We start from the raw sequence: 18,296 nt of genomic DNA on the forward strand, positions 1-18,296 counted from the left end.
GCCTGGCTAACCGGGCAGGAAGTCGATGGGGAACCTCACCGTGCGGGTTTCCACATCGTCTTTGCCGAAGTTGAACAGGCGCACCCGGGTGGCAATGCGCTGCTCCAGTTCCCTGTTGTCCAGCTCCGAGCTCACCACGGCACAACTGGACACCGAGCCGTCCGGCTCAATCACCAGTTCCAGCATTACCTTGCCCTCCAGCGTGGGGTCCTGCCTCAGCTCCCGACGATACAGGGAATAGAGTGCGGTTTTCTGGGCATCGAAGACCTGGCGTATATTGCTCATGGCGCGCTTACCAGGGCCGGTCTCCGGTTCCGGTGCGGGCTCGGCGGCCACTTCCCGCGCCGCTTCAACCTCACGCACCTGGTGCCCGGCCACCGCGACCTCGGTTTCCGGGGCCGATTCCCGGCTAACGCCGCCACTGCCTGCCAGCGCCGACTCCCGGTCAGCGTCAGCACCGAAAAGGTCACCTGACTCCCGTGCCCCTTCGCCATCCACATTGGCCGTCAGGGTTTCCACCCGATCCGGTTCCGGTGCCCGCATGCTGGCAAGCTGATCCTTCATTGCCAGAAGACCTGAACGGGAGGCGGTTTCACGGGCCTGCTCAACGGTCTGTTGCGGCTCAGGGGTGGACGGCTCCGGTGGTGGTGCCTGGTCCGCAACCTCGGGTTCAGGTGCCTCGGGTTGCGGGGCCTCGGGTTCTGCCAACTCTGGTTCAGGTTCAGGTTCAGGTTCAGGTTCTGGCGCCGGTTCCGGTTCTGGTAGCACGACGGGCTCCGGAGGTTCTGGCTGCTCTACCAGCCGCGCCAGCTGGGGAGGTATCTTTTCGGCTTCACTGCGCTCCGGTTCCGGGAGATCCAGTGCCGGAATCAGAAACGCGGGCGGCAGAAAGATCCCGAGCATGACCAGCAGCGCCAACAGGAAACGACGGTTTTCGCCTTTCTCCGCACCCCAGGGTAAGCCGGAAGGCAGGTTCTGACGGTCAGCCACTGCCCACCTCCTTCGCCGACTCAACGGCCAGCCTTACCTGTCGGAAATCCTCGTCTATACAGGTCTGCATGATCTTTCTCAGCAGCCGGTAATCGGTGGTACGCCCGGCCATAATGGTGACCTCATGGCCCTGCTCCGGTACCTCTCCCCGTCGCTCCCGAACCCAGGCAAGCTCCTCCGCCAGCCCGCCGACGGTCTTGTCGCCGGTCTCGATACTGTCCAGCCGGGCCACTTCACGGCCCTGGACGAGAATGGACTGGCCAATAACCTGCACCATCATGGATTCCACAGCGTCCTTGGTGGCGGTCGATTCCGGCAGGGGCACGTCGGCCGTATTCTGCATCACCTTCACGTCAGAGGAGTTCACCATCAGGAAGAACACCAGAATGGTGAAGATATCCATCAGCGATACCAGGTTGAGGCCGCCGGGTCGATGCATGCGGCTGTAGTGGCGCTGCATGCGGCGGGCGCGACGGGATGTTTTCATGCACCCTCCCCTGTACCCGACAGCACCCGGTCTTCCGGGGAATCCGCCAGGGCAACGTCCGGGAACAGTTCCCCTTCCACAACGCTTGCTGCAATCACCGCCGGGTAGGATCGAAGCGTATCCATGGTGGTAACCAGGGTCTGATAGTCAATATCGGGGCCGACTTCCAGGACAATATCGGTTTTATCAGGCACCCGTTTCTTGATCAGCTTCAGGGTCTCCCGCAAGCCGTCGAAATCCTGTTCGCCCTCCACCAGCGGCAGCGTTTTTATAACGCCGCGCTCGCTGTCCAGGACTTCCAGGCCCTCCGGTATCAGGGCAACCACAAGCCGCAAATCATCAGCTGCCGGTGCCTCGCCCGCTTCCATGCCCGGAAAGTTCAGCTCGATCATGCGGATCTGGGTGAATACCATGCCAAGCAACAGTACCGGTACCAGCACAATCATCAGGTTCAGGAACGGCGTGATATCCAGTTCCGGATTACTGACTAGCCTGCGATGCTTTCGTCTCATACTGCGAAACCCCGGCTCAGGCGGCGGACTGCCTTGGTGACGGTGATGATGGCTGCTCGGCAATGATGTTCAGCAGCTTCACACCGGCCATTTCGAAACTGTCGACAATCTCGTTGGTGCGGGTTTGAAGCAGGGCGTGGAACATCAACAGCGGAATGGCGGACATCAGCCCGAATGCCGTGGTGTTCATGGCCACGGAAATACTTTCCGACAACAACGAAGCCTTCTGCGATGGGTCTGCAGAGGCAACCGCCGTAAACGCCGCAATCAACCCGATGATGGTGCCAAGCAGGCCCAGCAAGGTGGCAATGTTGGCCAGTGTCGCCAGGTACTGGGTGCGCTTTTCCAGCCGGGGCAAGACTTCCATCAACCCCTCTTCCATGGCGTATTCCACGTCTTCGCGGGGGTGATTGTTCAGAAGCCGCCCGATACCGGCACTCATGATGGACGCGATAGCGCTGTCGGAACCGGTGGCCGCTTTCATGGCGCGCTGATAGTCCCGCTTTCGCAGTAAAGGCAGTATGCCTTTCTCGAACGCCAGCCTGTTCCGGCGACGCACGGAGGCCAGATACACAAATCGCTCAATGGTGATGGCCAGACCAATGGCCAGCACCAGGGCGATGGGATACATGAAGGGGCCACCTTCCTGAAAAAAACGAACAACAGTTTCCAGCATATTCAGACTCCCGGTTCTACTGCAGGGACAGGGTGGAATCCAGGGATGGATTCAGGGTTTCACGAAACTTCCGGTGACGCTCCAGCGTCAGCGGATCCTTGGGTTCAAGCAGATCCTCACTACCAGCCTCCAGCTCTGCCCGCGTACGTCGCGGCAGAGTTGGCGGCTGCCAGGGAAGGATGTAGAGCACGCCCGGGTCGTCATCACCGGTGTTCCGGGTAATGCCCTCCACGGTCAGGGATACGGTTTCACTATTGGTCGCTGGCGCATCAGTGCCAGCCTCTCGCGCCAGCAGCTGTGACGACGCCAGCGCTATCAGTAAACTCAGGCACACGGCTGATATCCGCGGAAGTCTGTTCATTTACTCAACCCTCCGTTCCAGGTCAGCAATCCAGCCGGCCACCTGTTTGCCTTCGGTATCGGCAAGCTCCCGGTAGCGGCGGTAATGCCGCAACGCGGTGGCCAGGTCCAGCAGGTACAGCTCGGAGATAACCGCCAGGTTGTAATGCAGCTCTGCGGTGTCCGGTGAGTGCTCAAGGCCCTCCCGCAACGTCTTCACCGCTTCATCAAAACGCCCTTGTTCCCGCAGCAACAGGGCCAGGTTATTGGCGGTCATGGCATTGCGCGGATCCAGGCTGAAGGCCTGCCGGTAATGGGCCAATGCCTCGTCGAGTTTGCCCTCCTGCTGCGCGTGCCAAGCCTGTCGGGCTAACTCGCCGGCTTCGGCACTCCTGTCCACGGCAGGCTCGGGCTCGGGTGTACTGGCGCAGCCGGATACCAACGCAGCACACAAGACGATCAGTAGCAGGGAACGAACAGCATCAGGCACCATCGTTGGACTCCTCATTCCATGTCATCCAGCGAACATCCCGGTCGTAGCGGCCGGAGAACAGCTTTGCCAGAACCTGAAGGCTCTGCTCCACCCAGTGATCAAAGTGACCGTCTGCCAGGCGCTGGTGGTTCTCGGCGTGCAGCCGGATGGCCTTCTCCTCGAATGGATAAGCCTCTTCCTCCAACAGCATTTGATACTGCATGGTTTCCAGCTCATTCAGCTCGGCGGGCGCTTCCGAGGCCATCAGGTCATCAGCCATCTGCCGATAGAGTTCTGCCCGATGGAAGAGAACCTCGGACCGGAAGGTGTCCCCACCCAGCTGTTCCGCCTGCATGAAGCGCTCCCGTGCCGCTGCCATGGCCTCCTGTTTCCGCTTCAGTGAGGGTCCCAGGGGGTGTTGCAGTGGTACCGCTGCAAACCTCGCTGCCTCCTGCTCTCCCAGCTCAATCGCAGCACGACCGGCCCAGGCCAGGGTGTCATCCGAATGCCACTGGCTGGTCACTTCACTCGCCACCAGCTCGGCGCGGTAACGACGTGGCTCAACCCCGGCGGCCACAAGTCGCTGGCGCATGGTCTGGTTACGGATATGGGCATCGGAATCCGGGGGGGCAGCCGCTGGATCACCCTGATCCAGCCACGCCACATAGATACGGTTACGCCGCTCATGGGCGTCGGCCTTGTGGTATAGCTCTGCCGCCCTGAGCTGCTGCTCCCAGGTTGGTGCATTCCCGTCGGCTTCGGCCATCAATTCATCCGCAGCCCGCACCGGCTGACCTGACGACTGATAGGCAAACACCAGTTTTTCGCTCACCGTGCCGGCAAGCTCATGTTGCGGATAGTCGGCGCGGAAACGGTTCAACTCGTTGACTGCCGCCTGCCAGCGCTCTGCCTGAAGCAGCGTATTGGCGGCATCGTAGCGACCCTTGATCGCGATGTCAGACCCGGCAAGAACAGACTCCACCCGCTGGTAATGGGCAACAGCCTGATCAGTCCTGCCCTCATTGGCAGCCTGTTCACCCTGCTGGTAGATACTGCCTGCCAGCTGGCGCTGCAGGCTGCGCCTGTCTTCGTCCTGCCTGTCGGGTAGCGCACCGGAGTTCAGCAGCGCCAGTGACTTGCGCCAGGCATTCTCCGCAAGCCCGTAAGATTCCGCGCCAACGAACGCCTCGCCGGAAACCAGCCAGGCACTATACTGCTCCCCGGCACTGGCAGCCGGATGGGCAATAGCCGCTTCCGCGAACTTCAGGGCATCGTCACGGCGATTACGCGCCAGCATCCGGTTGGCGATATCGGCGTTCAGCCCGGGTAGGCGCCGATCGCCTGGAAAGGTTTTGGCAAGGCGTTCGGCTTCCGACGCCAGTTCGTCCAGCGTCAGCTCCAGTTCATAGTGGCCGTCCACTGCCTTGCGCTGAAGCACAATCGCGGCCCAGGCGGCATCGGCCGCGCCCTGGTATCCACTGGTGTCATAGGCAGCCTGTTGAAATCCGTTCAGTGCCTGCCGATACTCGCCAGCCTGCAGGAAGGCATCCCCCGAAAGCCTCAGAACCTCCCCGGGGTCGGTGACCCTTGCTGCCAACTGGCGGTAATAGTCCGCAGCCAGTCGGAATTGCTCCCGCCGCCGGTCAGCCCCGGCGTTCTCCGCCTGATCGTAGTGGTAGTCTGCCAGCAGGCGACTGAACTCCTGCCAGCGCCCTTGGTCTGAACGTGCGAGGCTCTGGTAGCGGGATTCTCCTGCAAACGACCTCACATACTCCGCCCGCGCTTCCCGGGCACGGTCTGTTCTGCCGGCCATAAGCCAGACATCCACGTTCTGGGAAAGAAATGCCGGCACGGATGCGTGATTCCCGTGTGCACCCACGAAGTGCCGGTTCACCTCCACGGCGTCCTCGTAACGGGTATTGCTGGCGTAGTAGTCTGCAAGCCGGTCATAAAGCAGGTAGCCATAATCCCTTCCGCCAACACTGTTCAACCATCCGTCCAGGGAATCCGCACCCCGGTCCTCTGCTGCCATCAGCGCCATAATCCGGAAAGTATCTTCCACCAGCCCGGCATCGCTGGTGGGGATACGCCGGAAGCTGTCGGTTTCATCGTCGAACCTGTCCAGAACCGCCATAAAGGTCTCTCCCGACCTGTCCCAGGCAGCGGGGCCCTGTTTGTACTGGCTCCACCCCTGCATGTAGCGGGCCTTGGTCTTGAGGCTGTCAGAGCCCTCACCGGAGATGACCCGGCTGTATTCAGACTCCGCCACGGCGTAGTCACCGGCCGAAAACGCGGCCTCGGCAATCCTGAAACGGGCCTCGGGGACCAGTGTCGACGACGGATAAAGTCCAACAAGCTGTCGCAGGCGATCAATGGACTCTTCTGCCTGACCGGTATAGGCATGGGCTTTCGCCATCTGGTACAGCAACTCATCAAGCCGGCCCTGATAGGAGCCCCTGTCCAGAATGGCTTCGTAGCTGTCGAGGGCCTGTTGGTAAACCTGCTGCTCCCGCTCATTGCTGAAGCTGACGTCTTCATTCGTCGCCTTCTGGATGTTCGATAGCCGGTTGAGGGCGTCAATACGCACCTCCGGCTCGTCGGAGTTATCAAACAGTCGCTGGTATCGGCGGGCTACTTCCCTCGGTGAAATGGCCGGCATGGGGCGGGATTTGAATTCGAGAAACACCGGCCGCATATCACCGATGGTTTCGCCGTCACGCCCCAACTCTACACGGAAGGATTCCTGGGCCATGGCGGCCGGGCCAGGCACGTATACCGCCAAACCCAGAGCAACGATCAGCAACCGTTTCATGGGTCACCCCGCTCAATGTTCTGCAGGGCAAGGTATTCATACAGATGGGCAATCCGCTGTTCCGTGCGGTCAAGGGCAAACGTCATGCGATCGTCCTGGGCTTTCACAAAGGCCAGGGCAATCTCGTCCAGAGCTGCTTCAGCCTCAGCCTGCAATCTTGCAGCACGGTCGCGGGCCCCTCTTACCCGCTCCAGGGCACGGTCAGTACGGGCCAGCAATTCGGTCAGGCGCTGATTTTTCGAAGCCAGCCTCTGATCCAGCTTCCGAAGGGAAGTTTTCAAGTCCGACAGGGTACTGGCAGCTCCCCGCAACGACTGCTGTTGGGCCGGCGAGGTGACCCGGCTACGAAGAGCCGAAATCCGCTCGGTCAGGGCTTCGATCTCTTCCTCATAGCGTTCTCTGCCCACCATGCGTTCGTCAACGGGCCCCATACGTTCCAGGATAGCGTTACGAAATACCGAAAGACTGTCCTCGTGCTGGGCCATCTGCTGCCCAAGCTGCTCAAGATCTGCAACACGGTTAACCGCTTCCTGGGCGCGGCGCTGCTCCATGAATCGCAACAGATAGGCAGTTCTGGGCTGAGTCAGTGTGCGGCTGTCTGCCAGAAACCACTCGGCACTGGAGTCCCGGGCGTCCATCACCAATGCCCGGTAAGCACCCTTGTTACGAATCTGATCCGCCAGTTTCCGCAGGGTAACCCGCTCGGTCTCGAAAGAGGCGCTGGCGGCCAGATAAGCTTCCCCCGCCTGGCCAAGGTACCCGGAAAGATCGTACCCCCTGCCGGTCCCCAACCAGGCATTGGCGACACCGGGATACGCCAGAGGGTACTTTCTGGCCCGGTGCCAGGACTGCATGGCAGCCCGGTGGTTTCCTTTGGCTGAAAGCGCCAGGCCATGCAGGTAAAGACCCTGAGGAGTGCTGTAGCTTTCCAGGGGCACCTTTTCCAGGAAGCTGATGGCCTTGTCGTAATCTTCGTGCTTATGGGCAAGATGCCCCGCCCGCACCAGAAGCCGGCTTCTGAGTTCCTGACCACGGCGGCTGTCAGTGTCTTTCTCCGACATTGCCAGCGCCACCCGCAATGCCACCAGGGCCCGGGATGGGTTCAGGTCGCGCCTGCCAAAGTCAGCGGCCATATTCATATAGCCAAGTGCTGCCCAATACCCCGGCTCTATTGACGCCAGGACCCTGCCCGCTCTGTCGGTGTGCCCCGCTTCGCGGTGGAGTTCAGCCATTCGATACAGTGCCTGCTGTCTGGTTTCGCCATGAGCCAGCTCTGTAGCCACTTCAAGATGCCTTCTGCTCTCTTCCCCGCCGTCTTCCCCATCGGCAACCACAAGATCAGCCAGTAACAGAGACGCGTCACCACGGTAATACTGGCCGCCAGCCAGTTGTTCCAGCAGATCCCTGGCATCCTTGTTGTTGCCGGTTGCCATAAGGGCCCGGGCGCGAACCAGAAGGGCTTCTTCGGTAGACAGAGCGCGGGTATGGCGCAAGGCCTCCGCAGGATTTCCGGAATCCAGAGCGAACCTGGCGAGACCAGTACGCAGTGCCTGCCTGGTGTCCACCGTCGCTCCCGCCAGGACAGGCATGAAGACCAGCATCAGAGCCAGGACAAACATACCGCTGTTATTGCCGAGCCGGTGCCCAAACGCCATCATCACGCCCTACTTCCATTCCTGAAATGAAACAACCGGTTCGTAATCTGGCGCCCTGGCATCCAGCGTCATCTGTAGCCGGGACTGACCGGGACGTTTGCGGAAATCATGGGTCACTTCCCGGCGCACAAACCGCTCATTGGCAGAGCGGGCCGTGAGTATGGCTTTCAGTTGGTGGGTTCCGTGGGGAAGGTTACCGATGTAAAGCCTCTGGACACCCCCCTTTTTCAGCGATGCCAGTTCCCGTTCGGTATACAGGTGGGAGGCGACCGGTGCGTCGTTGAGATACAGCTCGACGGTATCCAGTTCGAGCCCTTCCCGATCCCTGAGTGTCAGGAAAACTGCCACCTGCGTATCAGCAGGGTGTAGCACATCCTCTTCAAGTTCGTAGAGCGTCTGGCCAAGGTCCGCCACGTCAGCCTTCAGGCGATCAATCTCTTCGTCCAGCGTATCCGCGATGGCCGCCTGGCCAACGGGAAGGATCAGCGCCGTAAATACGGCCGTTACAGTAGCCACCGCAACCCTGAATCTCCGCCCAACCGGCTCTGTTACATGCGCTCCGGCGATCATACGCTTCCTGCCCCTTGCAATGTTCCGTTACAAACTGGCGGAAAGAGTAACACTTGGTAACAGCCAAGAACGGTATCCAGATCACCAAATCGGAATTCGTAAGTGTCGGTTTATTTGACAGGAGCAAAACACGGGGGAATATCACATTCGGGGAGATGCACAGCAGAAATTATCTAACCAATTGTTTTTCAGCTGTTTTATTTATGTGGCCTCAGATTTGCGTATATAGATACGCGGGGTGTTGAGATAGTCACCCCGTTTGATATGCCGAGCTTAGCCGATGCCCTCAACCGCATCGGCTTTTTTTTATTTGCTCAGTTGCTTCATGGCCGATTCCAGGCCTTCGATGGTCAGCGGGTACATGTGGTCATTCACCAGTTGCCGGGTCATTCCCAGGGAACCACCCTGCCCCCAGTAGCTCTCTGGCAACGGGTTGATCCACACCACCTTACGGAAATGCTCGGTAATACGCTGGAACCACGTAGCACCCGCTTCCTCATTCCAGTGTTCAATGGAACCACCCGGATGGGAAATTTCGTAGGGCGCCATGGTGGCATCCCCGACAAAGATGACTTTGTAGTCCGGGGTATATTTGTGAAGGATGTCCCAGGTACTGGTGGTCTCGTTCATGCGACGAATATTGTTCTTCCACACACTCTCATAGATGAAGTTGTGGAAGTAGAAATACTCCATGTGCTTGAACTCCATGCGGGCGGCAGAGAACAGTTCTTCGCACACTCGCACATGAGGGTCCATGGAACCGCCCACATCAAAAAAGATCAGCACCTTGACCGCATTGTGCCGTTCCGGAACCATCTTCAGATCCAGGTAGCCGGCATTCCGGGCCGTGGAGCGGATGGTGTCGTCCATGTCGAGCTGGTCAGCGGCGCCCTGGCGGGCAAATTTACGCAGCCGCCGCATGGCCACCTTGATGTTGCGTATACCCAGGGTAACGCTGTCGTCCAGGTCCTTGAACTCGCGCTTTTCCCAGACCTTCACGGCGCGGCCGTGACGACCCTTGTTCTGGCCAATGCGGAAACCTTCCGGGTTATAGCCATTGGCACCGAACGGCGAGGTGCCACCGGTACCAATCCACTTGTTGCCACCCTGATGACGCTCCTTCTGCTCTTCCATGCGCTTCTTGAAGGTTTCGATCAGCTCTTCCAGGCCACCCAGGGAATCGATTTTCGCCTTGTCTTCCTCCGACAGCTGCTTCTCGAATTCAGCGCGCAGCCAGTCATCGGGAATAAGCGCTTCCATCAGGTCATCAAGGTTTTCAATCCCCTCGAAATAGGCCTGGAATGCCCGGTCGAACTTGTCGAAATGGCGCTCATCCTTGACCAGGCATACCCGGGCCAGATAGTAGAACTCCTCCATATCGGCAAACGCCAGGCGGTTCTGCAGGGCCTCCAGCAGATCGAGGAATTCGCGCAGGCTGGCGGGCACCCTGGCGCGCCGGACTTCGAGAAAAAAATCAATCAACATACAGTGTTGCTCTTGCCGGATTTCAGGCGCGACGACGGGCCATAAAGGCCAGCTTCTGCAGCAGGTGGACATCCTGCTCGTTTTTCACCAGTGCGCCGTAAAGTGGCGGCAAGGCGGAACTGGTGTCCTTCTCCTGCAACATTTTGGCAGACAACTCGTCCGCCATCAGCAGTTTCAGCCAGTCAATCAGTTCCGACGTGGAGGGCTTTTTCTTCAGGCCCGGCACCTTGCGTACGTCAAAGAAGACTTCCAGCGCGTCCCGTACCACCTGCTGCTGCAGGCCCGGGAAATGCACGTCCACAATGCTCTGCATGGTGTCGTGGTTCGGGAAGCTGATGTAATGGAAGAAGCAGCGGCGCAGGAAGGCATCCGGCAGCTCCTTCTCGTTGTTACTGGTGATCACGATGATCGGGCGGTGTTTGGCCCGCACGAGCTTCTGTGTTTCGTACACGAAGAACTCCATGCGGTCGAGTTCCAGCAACAGATCGTTCGGGAATTCGATATCGGCCTTGTCAATTTCATCAATCAGCAGAACAACCTGTTCCTCGGACTCGAAAGCCTCCCACAGTTTGCCCTTGACGATATAATTGCTGATGTCCTTGACCTTCTCGTCACCGAGCTGGGAATCCCGCAGGCGGGAGACCGCATCATACTCGTACAGCCCCTGTTGGGCCTTGGTGGTGGACTTGATATGCCATGGGATCAGGCGCATGCCAAGGGCGGCGGCCATTTCTTCCGCCAGCAGGGTTTTACCGGTGCCGGGCTCACCCTTGATCAGTAACGGCCGTTGAAGAGTGATGGCCGCATTCACCGCCATTTGCAGGTCGTCAGTGGCTACGTATTTCTCGGTACCGGTAAACTTCATGCTTTCAGTATCCTGTTCAATTAACGGTTAAACGTCTGTTTGAAAATAGCGGTAAAGTATAGAGAACCGGAGCCCTCCTGATAAGGGGGCGTCACTTTTTCCTTGCCTCACCGATCCTTTTTCCCGTCGTCCTCCCCGTCGTCAGATTCATCCTCGTCGTCCAGGATTCCTTTTTCATCGCCGGTATCCGGCAGGTCATCAAATTCGGACAGGTCGAAATCCTCCAGACCGAATTCCTCGTCTTCTTCCGGCTCTGCGTCTTCGCTTTCCGGCTCCTGCTCTTTTTTGGGCTCGGGCTCGGGCTCGGGCTCGGGCTCGGGCTCATCAATGGTGGTATCTGCGACGGGGATATCGTCCTCGGGCACTTCCTCTTCCTGTTCGGGATCCGCTTCGGGCTCCGGATCTGGCTCGGCAACCGGAATCTCCTCTTCCTCCGGCTGCACCACGGGAGGAGCCTCTTCATCTCCGGACTTCCTGCGGCGCATCATCAGGAACACCGCCCCGGCGACCACCAGAAGTCCCACTCCACCAGCGGCCGCCATCATCCACAGCGGAACAACGGCGGATTCTTCGGCGTTAGCAGCAGGCTCGGGTTCAGATTCCTCCACCTGGCTGATATCAATTGGCCCGGCGTCGGAGGCCGGCTGCTCTGGGGCCTCAGGCACAGGTTCAGGTTCAGGTTCAGGTTCAGGCAGCGTATCCACAGGCTCGGCCGCAACCGGGGTTTCCTCGCCCTCGGGCGCCACAAAACGGGTAACGGCAGTGAACCGCCGGGAGAAGGTCTGGCCGTCAGCCACAATATCCAGTTCGTATTCGCCTGAATCAGGAAGCCGCGCTATGTCATCGGAATAGACACCATCTTCCGGGGGCTGGTCTCCAGACAGGGTCTTGGTGCCGCTGCGGCCATCGTCCGAGGTCAGCGTCAGGCGTACGTCAATCACCCCCAGAAAATCGGCGTTATCAATCTTCTGGTCGCCTTCAAAAAATGCCACCCTGACCGACACGGGATCGTCCGCGGTGAACGTTGGCGGTATCGGGCTGACCACCATTCGCAAATCGCTGACCACCGTCACCCGGCTACCCTCGCCCAGTTCACCGTTGATCCGCCACTGTCCGGCCGCCGGGTCGGTCACGGTAATCAGGTCGTACTCTGTTTCCCGGGCCCAGCGCATTCCGTCGGCAACGGATTCGGCGGTAGACTCTTCCCCGGTCGGGCTGACCAGCCCCAGCTCACGGGTAGCGGCAGGCTCATCATCCGCGCGAAAGATTAACGCGGTAAATTCCTCTACGCCGTCGTCCACCGTAAAGCTGTCACCTTCAATGGGAATCTGCTGTTGCGGAACTGCGGTGTTCAGGGCCTTCAGGAAGGCAAGTGTCAAAGCCTCCGCAGAACGCGCCAGGGAGTAGCTACCGCCGGTTTCACTGGCCAGGGCCTCCAGAAGCGCCAGGTCTGCCTCTTCGGACAGGGCCACGGTGTGAATAGTGGCGCCCCGGTCAGTCAGCTCCGCCAGCAGCGAGCCCAGGATTTCCTCCCGCTCCTGCTGGTTTGTGCCAGCATCGTCTGAGATATCCACCTTGCCGTCGGTCAGCAGAATAAAATCAGTATTATCGAGCTCTTCACCCCCTGACAGATAAGGGTCGCTGGCTACGCGGAGCGCTTCGCCAAGATTGGTACGCAGGGCAACGGAATTGATCTGCCCCGAACGGTCGATGGCCAGCTCCCGCCAGTCACTGGTCACTTCGCCGTGGGGAACCAGCATGTTCACATACTGCCCGAACGTCCAGACCCCGGCCCCGGCTCCTTCCGGCAGCATTCTTGCCAGCAGTCTGACGGCGGGCTGGCGCAGATTATCGGGGTCATTGGCCTTCATGGAACCGGAAATATCCACAATAATGCGGATATCGGCGTCATCAGGCAGCTCCAGGGAGGGCGGCTGCTGGGCGAACACCGCCACAGGCAGCATCAAGGCGGCAACAAGCAGAGATTTCAGAAGTTCTTGCATCAGCGCTTTACCAGCCGGTATCTCACCAGGTCGAGAATCCACACCAGCAACATGATGGCAGAGGCGATGCCAAAGTTCAGGAAGGCGCGCCCGGCTTCGCTGGCATCCCCCAGGATGGTTTCATAGCCGCCGTGCAGCCAGGCCGGCATCCACCAGTTGGCGACCTCAGAGGACTCCACCGGGGTCAGGAAAATAACCACCAGGGCGGCCTGTAACAGGGTCCTGACAGCGTACATCGGAATGATGCGGAGCAGCCTTGCCATCATGTAGAAGAAGACCACAAAGGCAACCGCGTAAAGGGTCCAGAATATTCCGTAAGCGAGGTTGGTTTCTACGTCCATCATTATTAAAGGATCCAGTGAATTATGTGTTCTTCCCAGTCTTGTTCCGCAACGTCGGCTTCCGAGATGACCCGGTGACGAACCGACACGCCGGCTTCGTGTACCGTTTGCGGATCACCCGAGCGCAACGGGTGCCAGTCCGCCAGCGGACGGCCTTCCGCCAGTGTACGATACGCGCAGGTAAATGGCAGCCAGTGGTAGTCGCCCAGCGTCTCGGGTGTCAGTACGGTGCACGCCGGCACTTTCTGTAGACGTTCGCTGTAGACCGTGCACTGACAGGTGTCCTGGTCCATATAGCGACACACCAGGTCGGTGTAGTAAACATCGCCGGTATCCTCATCTTCCAGCTTGGCCAGGCAGCATTTGCCGCAGCCGTCACACAGGGATTCCCACTCCGCGGGCGTCATTTCATCCAGACGCTTGCGTTGCCAGAACGGAATCTCTGCAATCATCCCCGGTTCTGCTCCGGTTTGCGGCGAAAATCCACCACATAGCCGCTGGTTTCTTCCGGCATCTGCAGGAAGAAATCCTTGTCGGCAATCGCATCCAGAACCTGCCTGCCGGTGGTTCGGGCCAGTTTGCGCTCCGGCGTCATGATCAGGTCCATGGCATGGACCGGATTACCGAAAATCTCTCGCAGGCTGTCCGGCAGGTCATCCCAGAGCTGGCCACGGCGAACGTATAGATAGGTGTCCGGCTTCTTGCTGCTACGAAACACCGATACAAAGGTTTTTCCATTCATGATGTCAGTAATTCCTCGATTCGTTCGCGGACAGGAGCCAGGGTTTCCCGGCGCCAGCCTTCATCAAAAAGCCCTGCTGACAGATCCCGCTGGTGCACTACCGCCTCAAGGCGTTTGCGCGGGGCCAGCAACTCCACGGGAACATCACGGGCCTCGGCCGCCTGAACGATCTCGCGTTTGACCTGTTTATAGAACATCTGCTGCTCCCGACTCAGGGGTGGAGCAATGGTTGTGATACCTGAATTGTCCGCTGAGGCAGCTTCTGCAACCATCTCGATGATCTTGTCACCGTAACGACGGACCACGACCGAGGGAACGCCCTGAACCGAAGACAGCTCACGCACTGATCGCGGCAGTTTCTGGGCAATGGCGATCAGCAACGGGTCTGCGACAACACGGCTTCGCGGGCGATCACGGTGTTTTGATTCCTGCTCTCGCCAACGAACCAGTTCCCGCAACACACCCTGTTGTTGCCGGCTCAGGGTCCATCCGCCGCGCAGTTTGAGGTAATGGTTGTCGGGATCGTCCTGGGCCGCCAGCTCCCGGGAAAACCGGGCCGACTCCTCCGCCAGCGCGTCCTCAAGCCCACGCTCCCGCAGCCGCGCCATCACCCAGTGATACAGGGGAACCAGAAAACGAACGTCGTCCAGGGCGTAACGCTCCTGGGCCTCGGAAAGCGGGCGTGAGACCCAGTCCGACCGGGTAGCGGACTTATCCAGGGTTTCCCCGAACAGGGTTTCAACAAGCCGGGCATAGCCCACGGAGAAACCGGCACCGGCCAGGGCGGCACCGATCTGCAGGTCAACAAGCCCTTCGGGTTCCAGCTGCAGCCAGTGGCGGAAGAGCTCCAGGTCCTCACTCATGGCATAAAGCAGCTTGGGCACGTCCGGATCGGTCAGTATGCGGCGAAAGCCCTCTGAAGCCTCGGCAACCGAAGGGTCTACCAGGCAAAACCGCTCCCCCAGCCCCAACTGCACCAGCCCCGGGATCGGGTAAAACGTATTCACTCGCTCAAATTCGGTATCGAGCGCCAGCGGCTCGCCCTTGCCTTCTGCAATCCAGCGATCCAGTTCTTCCGGTTCCCGAATCCAGGAAACAGTCTCGGGAGCCGCGGGAACGAGTGCGGCCGGGTTGGTAGCGTCCATATAATTGGCCCGGTCAGGTTTATTCAGTCAGGGGTTTGCGGCCACGGAAGGCATGAGTCAGGGTGAAGCCGTCCACGTAGCCCAGTTCACCACCCACAGGGATACCGTGGGCAAGGCGGGTAATCAGAATGTTGCTGCCATCCAGCCTGTCGGCAATATAGTGGGCTGTGGCTTCGCCTTCCACCGTCGGATTGGTGGCGAGAATCAGTTCGGTTACGCCTTCCTCGTGAATGCGTCTGAGCAGACGTTCGATCCCAATCTCTTCGGGGCCCACCCCATCAATAGGCGACAGATGCCCCATGAGCACGAAATAGCTGCCACGGTAATCGCCCGCCTGTTCAATGGCCAACAGATCCGAGGGGCTTTCCACCACACAGAGGGTTCCAGTCCGGCGCTCCGGATTCTCACAGATGTTGCAGGTGGGCGTATCGGCAAAGTTCTGGCAGCTCTCGCAACGGCGAACGCCGGTCATGGCCCGCTCCAGAGCATCTGAAAGGCGCGACCCGCCGGAGCGCCCACGCTCCAGCAGGTGGAAGGCCATTCGCTGAGCCGTTTTCTGACCGACACCAGGCAGACACCGGAGTGATTCCACCAGCTCATCCACCAACGGACTAAAAGCCATCAGCAATCCTCTATCAGAACGGCATTTTGAAGCCCGGAGGCATGCCCATACCGGACATCATGCCGGACATTTTATCTTTCTGGTTTTCCTCGACACGGCGGACGGCGTCGTTAATGGCCGCTGCCAACAAGTCTTCAAGGATTTCCTTGTCTTCGCTCAGCAGGGAAGGATCAATGTCCACCTTCCTGACATCGTGGCGCCCGTTCATGGTCACCTTCACCAGGCCTGCACCGGATTCGCCGGTAATCTCGGCCTTGGCAGCCTCTTCCTGGGCCTTCTTCATCTCTTCCTGCATCTGCTGGGCCTTTTTCATCAGGTCGCCCATATTATTCATCATGCTCACCTTCTCCAGAATTGCCTCGCCATTCCCTCACACGGGGCTGCGCCCGCACTGGTTATCCTTTGGCCTGCTGCGGCGGCCGGATACTGTCTTCGACTACCCTTGCCTCGAATCGTTCAACGATGGACTGCACCGCCGGATCGTTACGAATCGCTTCTTCAGCAGCCTTCTGACGGGCCTGGCGCTGGCGCTCTTCCCAGGCTGCGGGAGTTTTCCCGCCAGCGTCGCCCTGCTCTACACGAAGGGTTATGGTGTCGCCAAACCGATTCCTCAATGCCTCTATGATCTTTTCTTCGTGGCGAGCATTCAGGAGCCGGGCGTGGCCTTCGTCGATAGTCAGTACGATTTCATCGCCATTTCGGGACATGGCGGCGTTACTGGCCAGGTTACCCGGCATGCCGACAATACCCAGGCTGCGGAAATCCCGCTCCCATACAAATTCACCGGTATCCGGAAGGGGTTCAGGCTCGGATTCAGGCTGAGCCTGCTCCTCCACCACCGGTTCAGACACATAATTGTCGGCAACGGAAGATTCAGCCGCTGCGGACTCTGCCGCCGCATCCAAGCTTGCCAGCCAGGCCTCATCGGCTTCCACCGGCGGAGGGCCTGAATCCGGTTCCTCCGGGGATGGGGGTGCATCCGGTGCAGGCTGTTCGGGCTCAGCCCGTTCAGGAGCAGCCCGCTCTGCCACCGGCTCTGAATACTGAGGCTCCGGCTCTGGCTCTGGTTTTGGCTCTGGTATCTGCTCTGGTTCTGGCGCTGTCGCCGCCGGGCCAGGTTCGGGGTCTTCCCGTGATTCCTGGCCAGCGGACGAACCACCGGAGGCAATCGCCGGTGGCTCACGCCGATCCGCACCGGGCCGGAACGCCAGCATGCGCAGCAGTGTCATTTCAAAACCCATGCGGGCATCCGGCGTCACTGCCAGGTCTTTACGCCCCATCAGGGCAGCCTGGTAAAACAGCTGCGCGTCTTCGGCGCTCAGCCGACGGGCCAGTGACTCCACCTGGGCCGCATCCCCCAGCGCGTTATCCACGCTACCCGGTACCACCTGCTCCATGGTAACCCGGTGAAACAGCGACAGCAGGTCTGCCAGGATCACGCTGTAATCCGGCGCAAAATCGGAAATGCGGCTGATTTCAGAGAGCAGCGCCGGCCCGTCATTTTCAACCAGCGCATTGACCAGCTTTTCAATATCCCGCTGGTCAATGGTGCCCAGCATATTGCTGACATCACTGCCACTGAGTTTCTGGTTTCCGAAGGCAATGGCCTGGTCGGTCAGGCTCAGGGCGTCCCGCATGCTGCCGTCGGCGGCGCGGGCCAGCAGCCACAGGGCCGGTTCTTCAAAAGGAATGCCTTCCTGTGTCAGCACGTGCCGCAGATGCCCGGCGATGTGCTCCGGCGTCATCCGCTTGAGGTTGAACTGCAGACAGCGGGACAGAACCGTGACTGGCAGCTTCTGGGGATCCGTGGTCGCCAGCAGGAATTTGACGTGCTCCGGGGGCTCTTCCAGGGTTTTCAGAAAGGCGTTAAAGGACTGGTTGGTCAGCATGTGCACCTCGTCGATGAGGTACACCTTGAAGCGGCCACGGGATGGTGAGTACTGAACGTTGTCCGTCAGCTCCCGCATATCATCCACACCGGTACGTGAGGCGGCATCGATTTCGATCAGGTCAACAAAACGGCCTTCCTGGATTTCCTGGCAACTGGAACAGGTACCGCAAGGGGTGGCGGTAACACCGGTTTCGCAGTTCAGGCAGCGGGCCAGCAGGCGCCCGATGGTGGTCTTGCCCACTCCGCGGGTACCGGTAAACAGATAGGCGTGGTGCAGCCGCTGGTTATCCAGGGCATGGATCAGTGCCTGGAGCACATGCTCCTGGCCGACCATATCTTCGAAGGTGCGGGGGCGCCACTTGCGGGCAAGTACCTGGTAGCTCATGTTCTGCCAACTGCCGTTAAAAATGGGTTCAACCATAGCACGGTCAGGGTGTCAGAAGAAGTCAGCAAGGGTGCGGAAACTCGGGGTCAGACCCCAGTGCATTTGGCAAGGCGAAATGTATTGGGGTCTGACCCCAAATCAAGATGGGGGTGACTCCACCAGCGACACTCCGGCACACAAGTCCACCGCTTCGGCTGCTCCCTTCCGGGCCTGACCGGGTTCACGGTTTATCGTTGCGGAGGCACCAATGGAGCCACCATAACGGGCTTTGGGGCTAAATCCCCGTAAGCGGCGCGCATATTAG

The 18,296-nt window shown here is 59.6% G+C and carries 19 protein-coding genes and 1 other RNA gene; all 20 read right to left on the reverse strand.

What is annotated here, in order from left to right:
* Positions 1-6: 6 nt before the first annotated feature.
* Positions 7-990, reverse strand: a complete 984-nt coding sequence (locus QPM17_RS00905; RefSeq protein WP_285387969.1) for an AgmX/PglI C-terminal domain-containing protein — start codon at positions 988-990, stop codon at positions 7-9.
* A complete protein-coding gene (locus QPM17_RS00910; RefSeq protein WP_285387970.1) occupies positions 983-1,477 on the reverse strand; it encodes an ExbD/TolR family protein in 495 nt (164 codons plus the stop codon). The genes QPM17_RS00905 and QPM17_RS00910 overlap by 8 nt, the downstream gene beginning before the upstream one ends.
* On the reverse strand, positions 1,474-1,989 hold the full coding sequence (locus tag QPM17_RS00915) for a biopolymer transporter ExbD (RefSeq protein ID WP_285387973.1): 516 nt from the start codon (positions 1,987-1,989) through the stop codon (positions 1,474-1,476). Before QPM17_RS00915 ends, QPM17_RS00910 begins: the two co-directional genes overlap by 4 nt.
* A gap of 16 nt (positions 1,990-2,005) precedes the next feature.
* Positions 2,006-2,665, reverse strand: coding sequence for a MotA/TolQ/ExbB proton channel family protein (locus QPM17_RS00920; protein ID WP_285387976.1), 660 nt, complete (start codon positions 2,663-2,665; stop codon positions 2,006-2,008).
* Between the two features lie 16 nt (positions 2,666-2,681).
* Positions 2,682-3,026: a hypothetical protein gene (locus QPM17_RS00925; protein WP_285387978.1), complete on the reverse strand. Its 345-nt coding sequence runs from the start codon at positions 3,024-3,026 to the stop codon at positions 2,682-2,684.
* A complete protein-coding gene (locus QPM17_RS00930; RefSeq protein WP_285387980.1) occupies positions 3,027-3,497 on the reverse strand; it encodes a tetratricopeptide repeat protein in 471 nt (156 codons plus the stop codon).
* Positions 3,487-6,288, reverse strand: a complete 2,802-nt coding sequence (locus QPM17_RS00935; RefSeq protein ID WP_285387981.1) for a tetratricopeptide repeat protein — start codon at positions 6,286-6,288, stop codon at positions 3,487-3,489. Before QPM17_RS00935 ends, QPM17_RS00930 begins: the two co-directional genes overlap by 11 nt.
* Positions 6,285-7,946, reverse strand: a complete 1,662-nt coding sequence (locus QPM17_RS00940; protein WP_285388786.1) for a tetratricopeptide repeat protein — start codon at positions 7,944-7,946, stop codon at positions 6,285-6,287. The genes QPM17_RS00935 and QPM17_RS00940 overlap by 4 nt, the downstream gene beginning before the upstream one ends.
* 6 nt (positions 7,947-7,952) lie before the next feature.
* Positions 7,953-8,459: an AraC family transcriptional regulator gene (locus tag QPM17_RS00945; RefSeq protein WP_285387982.1), complete on the reverse strand. Its 507-nt coding sequence runs from the start codon at positions 8,457-8,459 to the stop codon at positions 7,953-7,955.
* A gap of 360 nt (positions 8,460-8,819) precedes the next feature.
* The gene (locus QPM17_RS00950; RefSeq protein WP_285387984.1) at positions 8,820-9,998 is read right to left on the reverse strand and encodes a vWA domain-containing protein; all 1,179 of its coding nucleotides are present in this window, start codon (positions 9,996-9,998) and stop codon (positions 8,820-8,822) included.
* A gap of 22 nt (positions 9,999-10,020) precedes the next feature.
* Entirely contained in the window at positions 10,021-10,863 is an 843-nt protein-coding gene (locus QPM17_RS00955) for an AAA family ATPase (RefSeq protein WP_285387985.1), read from the reverse strand.
* A 107-nt stretch (positions 10,864-10,970) separates the two neighbouring features.
* The gene (locus QPM17_RS00960) at positions 10,971-12,866 is read right to left on the reverse strand and encodes a VWA domain-containing protein (protein ID WP_285387986.1); all 1,896 of its coding nucleotides are present in this window, start codon (positions 12,864-12,866) and stop codon (positions 10,971-10,973) included.
* Complete coding sequence (locus tag QPM17_RS00965; RefSeq protein ID WP_285387988.1) at positions 12,866-13,210, reverse strand: hypothetical protein; 345 nt, start codon at positions 13,208-13,210, stop codon at positions 12,866-12,868. Before QPM17_RS00965 ends, QPM17_RS00960 begins: the two co-directional genes overlap by 1 nt.
* Before the next feature lie 2 nt (positions 13,211-13,212).
* A complete protein-coding gene (locus tag QPM17_RS00970; RefSeq protein ID WP_285387991.1) occupies positions 13,213-13,659 on the reverse strand; it encodes a YcgN family cysteine cluster protein in 447 nt (148 codons plus the stop codon).
* Positions 13,656-13,949 (reverse strand): YcgL domain-containing protein, encoded by a 294-nt coding sequence (locus tag QPM17_RS00975; RefSeq protein ID WP_285387993.1) that lies wholly within the window; start codon positions 13,947-13,949, stop codon positions 13,656-13,658. The genes QPM17_RS00970 and QPM17_RS00975 overlap by 4 nt, the downstream gene beginning before the upstream one ends.
* Positions 13,946-15,094, reverse strand: a complete 1,149-nt coding sequence (locus tag QPM17_RS00980) for a ribonuclease D (protein WP_285387995.1) — start codon at positions 15,092-15,094, stop codon at positions 13,946-13,948. Before QPM17_RS00980 ends, QPM17_RS00975 begins: the two co-directional genes overlap by 4 nt.
* A gap of 19 nt (positions 15,095-15,113) precedes the next feature.
* Complete coding sequence (gene recR, locus QPM17_RS00985) at positions 15,114-15,716, reverse strand: recombination mediator RecR (RefSeq protein WP_285387998.1); 603 nt, start codon at positions 15,714-15,716, stop codon at positions 15,114-15,116.
* A 13-nt stretch (positions 15,717-15,729) separates the two neighbouring features.
* Positions 15,730-16,053 carry a YbaB/EbfC family nucleoid-associated protein gene (locus tag QPM17_RS00990; protein WP_150992517.1) on the reverse strand — a complete coding sequence of 108 codons (324 nt, stop codon included), beginning with the start codon at positions 16,051-16,053 and terminating at the stop codon, positions 15,730-15,732.
* A 58-nt stretch (positions 16,054-16,111) separates the two neighbouring features.
* Positions 16,112-17,992: a DNA polymerase III subunit gamma/tau gene (gene dnaX / locus QPM17_RS00995; RefSeq protein WP_285388787.1), complete on the reverse strand. Its 1,881-nt coding sequence runs from the start codon at positions 17,990-17,992 to the stop codon at positions 16,112-16,114.
* A gap of 153 nt (positions 17,993-18,145) precedes the next feature.
* An RNA gene (gene ffs / locus QPM17_RS01000) (signal recognition particle sRNA small type) lies at positions 18,146-18,242 on the reverse strand.
* Positions 18,243-18,296 lie beyond the last annotated feature (54 nt).

The organism is Marinobacter azerbaijanicus (assembly GCF_030250645.1).
Taxonomy (GTDB): Bacteria; Pseudomonadota; Gammaproteobacteria; order Pseudomonadales; family Oleiphilaceae; genus Marinobacter; species Marinobacter azerbaijanicus.

Bases quoted from the DNA above. Each gene is read 5' to 3' on its own strand.
- QPM17_RS00910 (WP_285387970.1), bottom strand. From the start codon at position 1,477: ATGAAAACATCCCGTCGCGCCCGCCGCATGCAGCGCCACTACAGCCGC.
- QPM17_RS00915 (WP_285387973.1), bottom strand. From the start codon at position 1,989: ATGAGACGAAAGCATCGCAGGCTAGTCAGTAATCCGGAACTGGATATC.
- QPM17_RS00920 (WP_285387976.1), bottom strand. From the start codon at position 2,665: ATGCTGGAAACTGTTGTTCGTTTTTTTCAGGAAGGTGGCCCCTTCATG.
- QPM17_RS00925 (WP_285387978.1), bottom strand. From the start codon at position 3,026: ATGAACAGACTTCCGCGGATATCAGCCGTGTGCCTGAGTTTACTGATA.
- QPM17_RS00930 (WP_285387980.1), bottom strand. From the start codon at position 3,497: ATGGTGCCTGATGCTGTTCGTTCCCTGCTACTGATCGTCTTGTGTGCT.
- QPM17_RS00935 (WP_285387981.1), bottom strand. From the start codon at position 6,288: ATGAAACGGTTGCTGATCGTTGCTCTGGGTTTGGCGGTATACGTGCCT.
- QPM17_RS00940 (WP_285388786.1), bottom strand. From the start codon at position 7,946: ATGATGGCGTTTGGGCACCGGCTCGGCAATAACAGCGGTATGTTTGTC.
- QPM17_RS00950 (WP_285387984.1), bottom strand. From the start codon at position 9,998: ATGTTGATTGATTTTTTTCTCGAAGTCCGGCGCGCCAGGGTGCCCGCC.
- QPM17_RS00955 (WP_285387985.1), bottom strand. From the start codon at position 10,863: ATGAAGTTTACCGGTACCGAGAAATACGTAGCCACTGACGACCTGCAA.
- QPM17_RS00960 (WP_285387986.1), bottom strand. From the start codon at position 12,866: ATGCAAGAACTTCTGAAATCTCTGCTTGTTGCCGCCTTGATGCTGCCT.
- QPM17_RS00965 (WP_285387988.1), bottom strand. From the start codon at position 13,210: ATGATGGACGTAGAAACCAACCTCGCTTACGGAATATTCTGGACCCTT.
- QPM17_RS00970 (WP_285387991.1), bottom strand. From the start codon at position 13,659: ATGATTGCAGAGATTCCGTTCTGGCAACGCAAGCGTCTGGATGAAATG.
- QPM17_RS00975 (WP_285387993.1), bottom strand. From the start codon at position 13,949: ATGAATGGAAAAACCTTTGTATCGGTGTTTCGTAGCAGCAAGAAGCCG.
- QPM17_RS00980 (WP_285387995.1), bottom strand. From the start codon at position 15,094: ATGGACGCTACCAACCCGGCCGCACTCGTTCCCGCGGCTCCCGAGACT.
- recR (WP_285387998.1), bottom strand. From the start codon at position 15,716: ATGGCTTTTAGTCCGTTGGTGGATGAGCTGGTGGAATCACTCCGGTGT.
- QPM17_RS00990 (WP_150992517.1), bottom strand. From the start codon at position 16,053: ATGATGAATAATATGGGCGACCTGATGAAAAAGGCCCAGCAGATGCAG.
- dnaX (WP_285388787.1), bottom strand. From the start codon at position 17,992: ATGAGCTACCAGGTACTTGCCCGCAAGTGGCGCCCCCGCACCTTCGAA.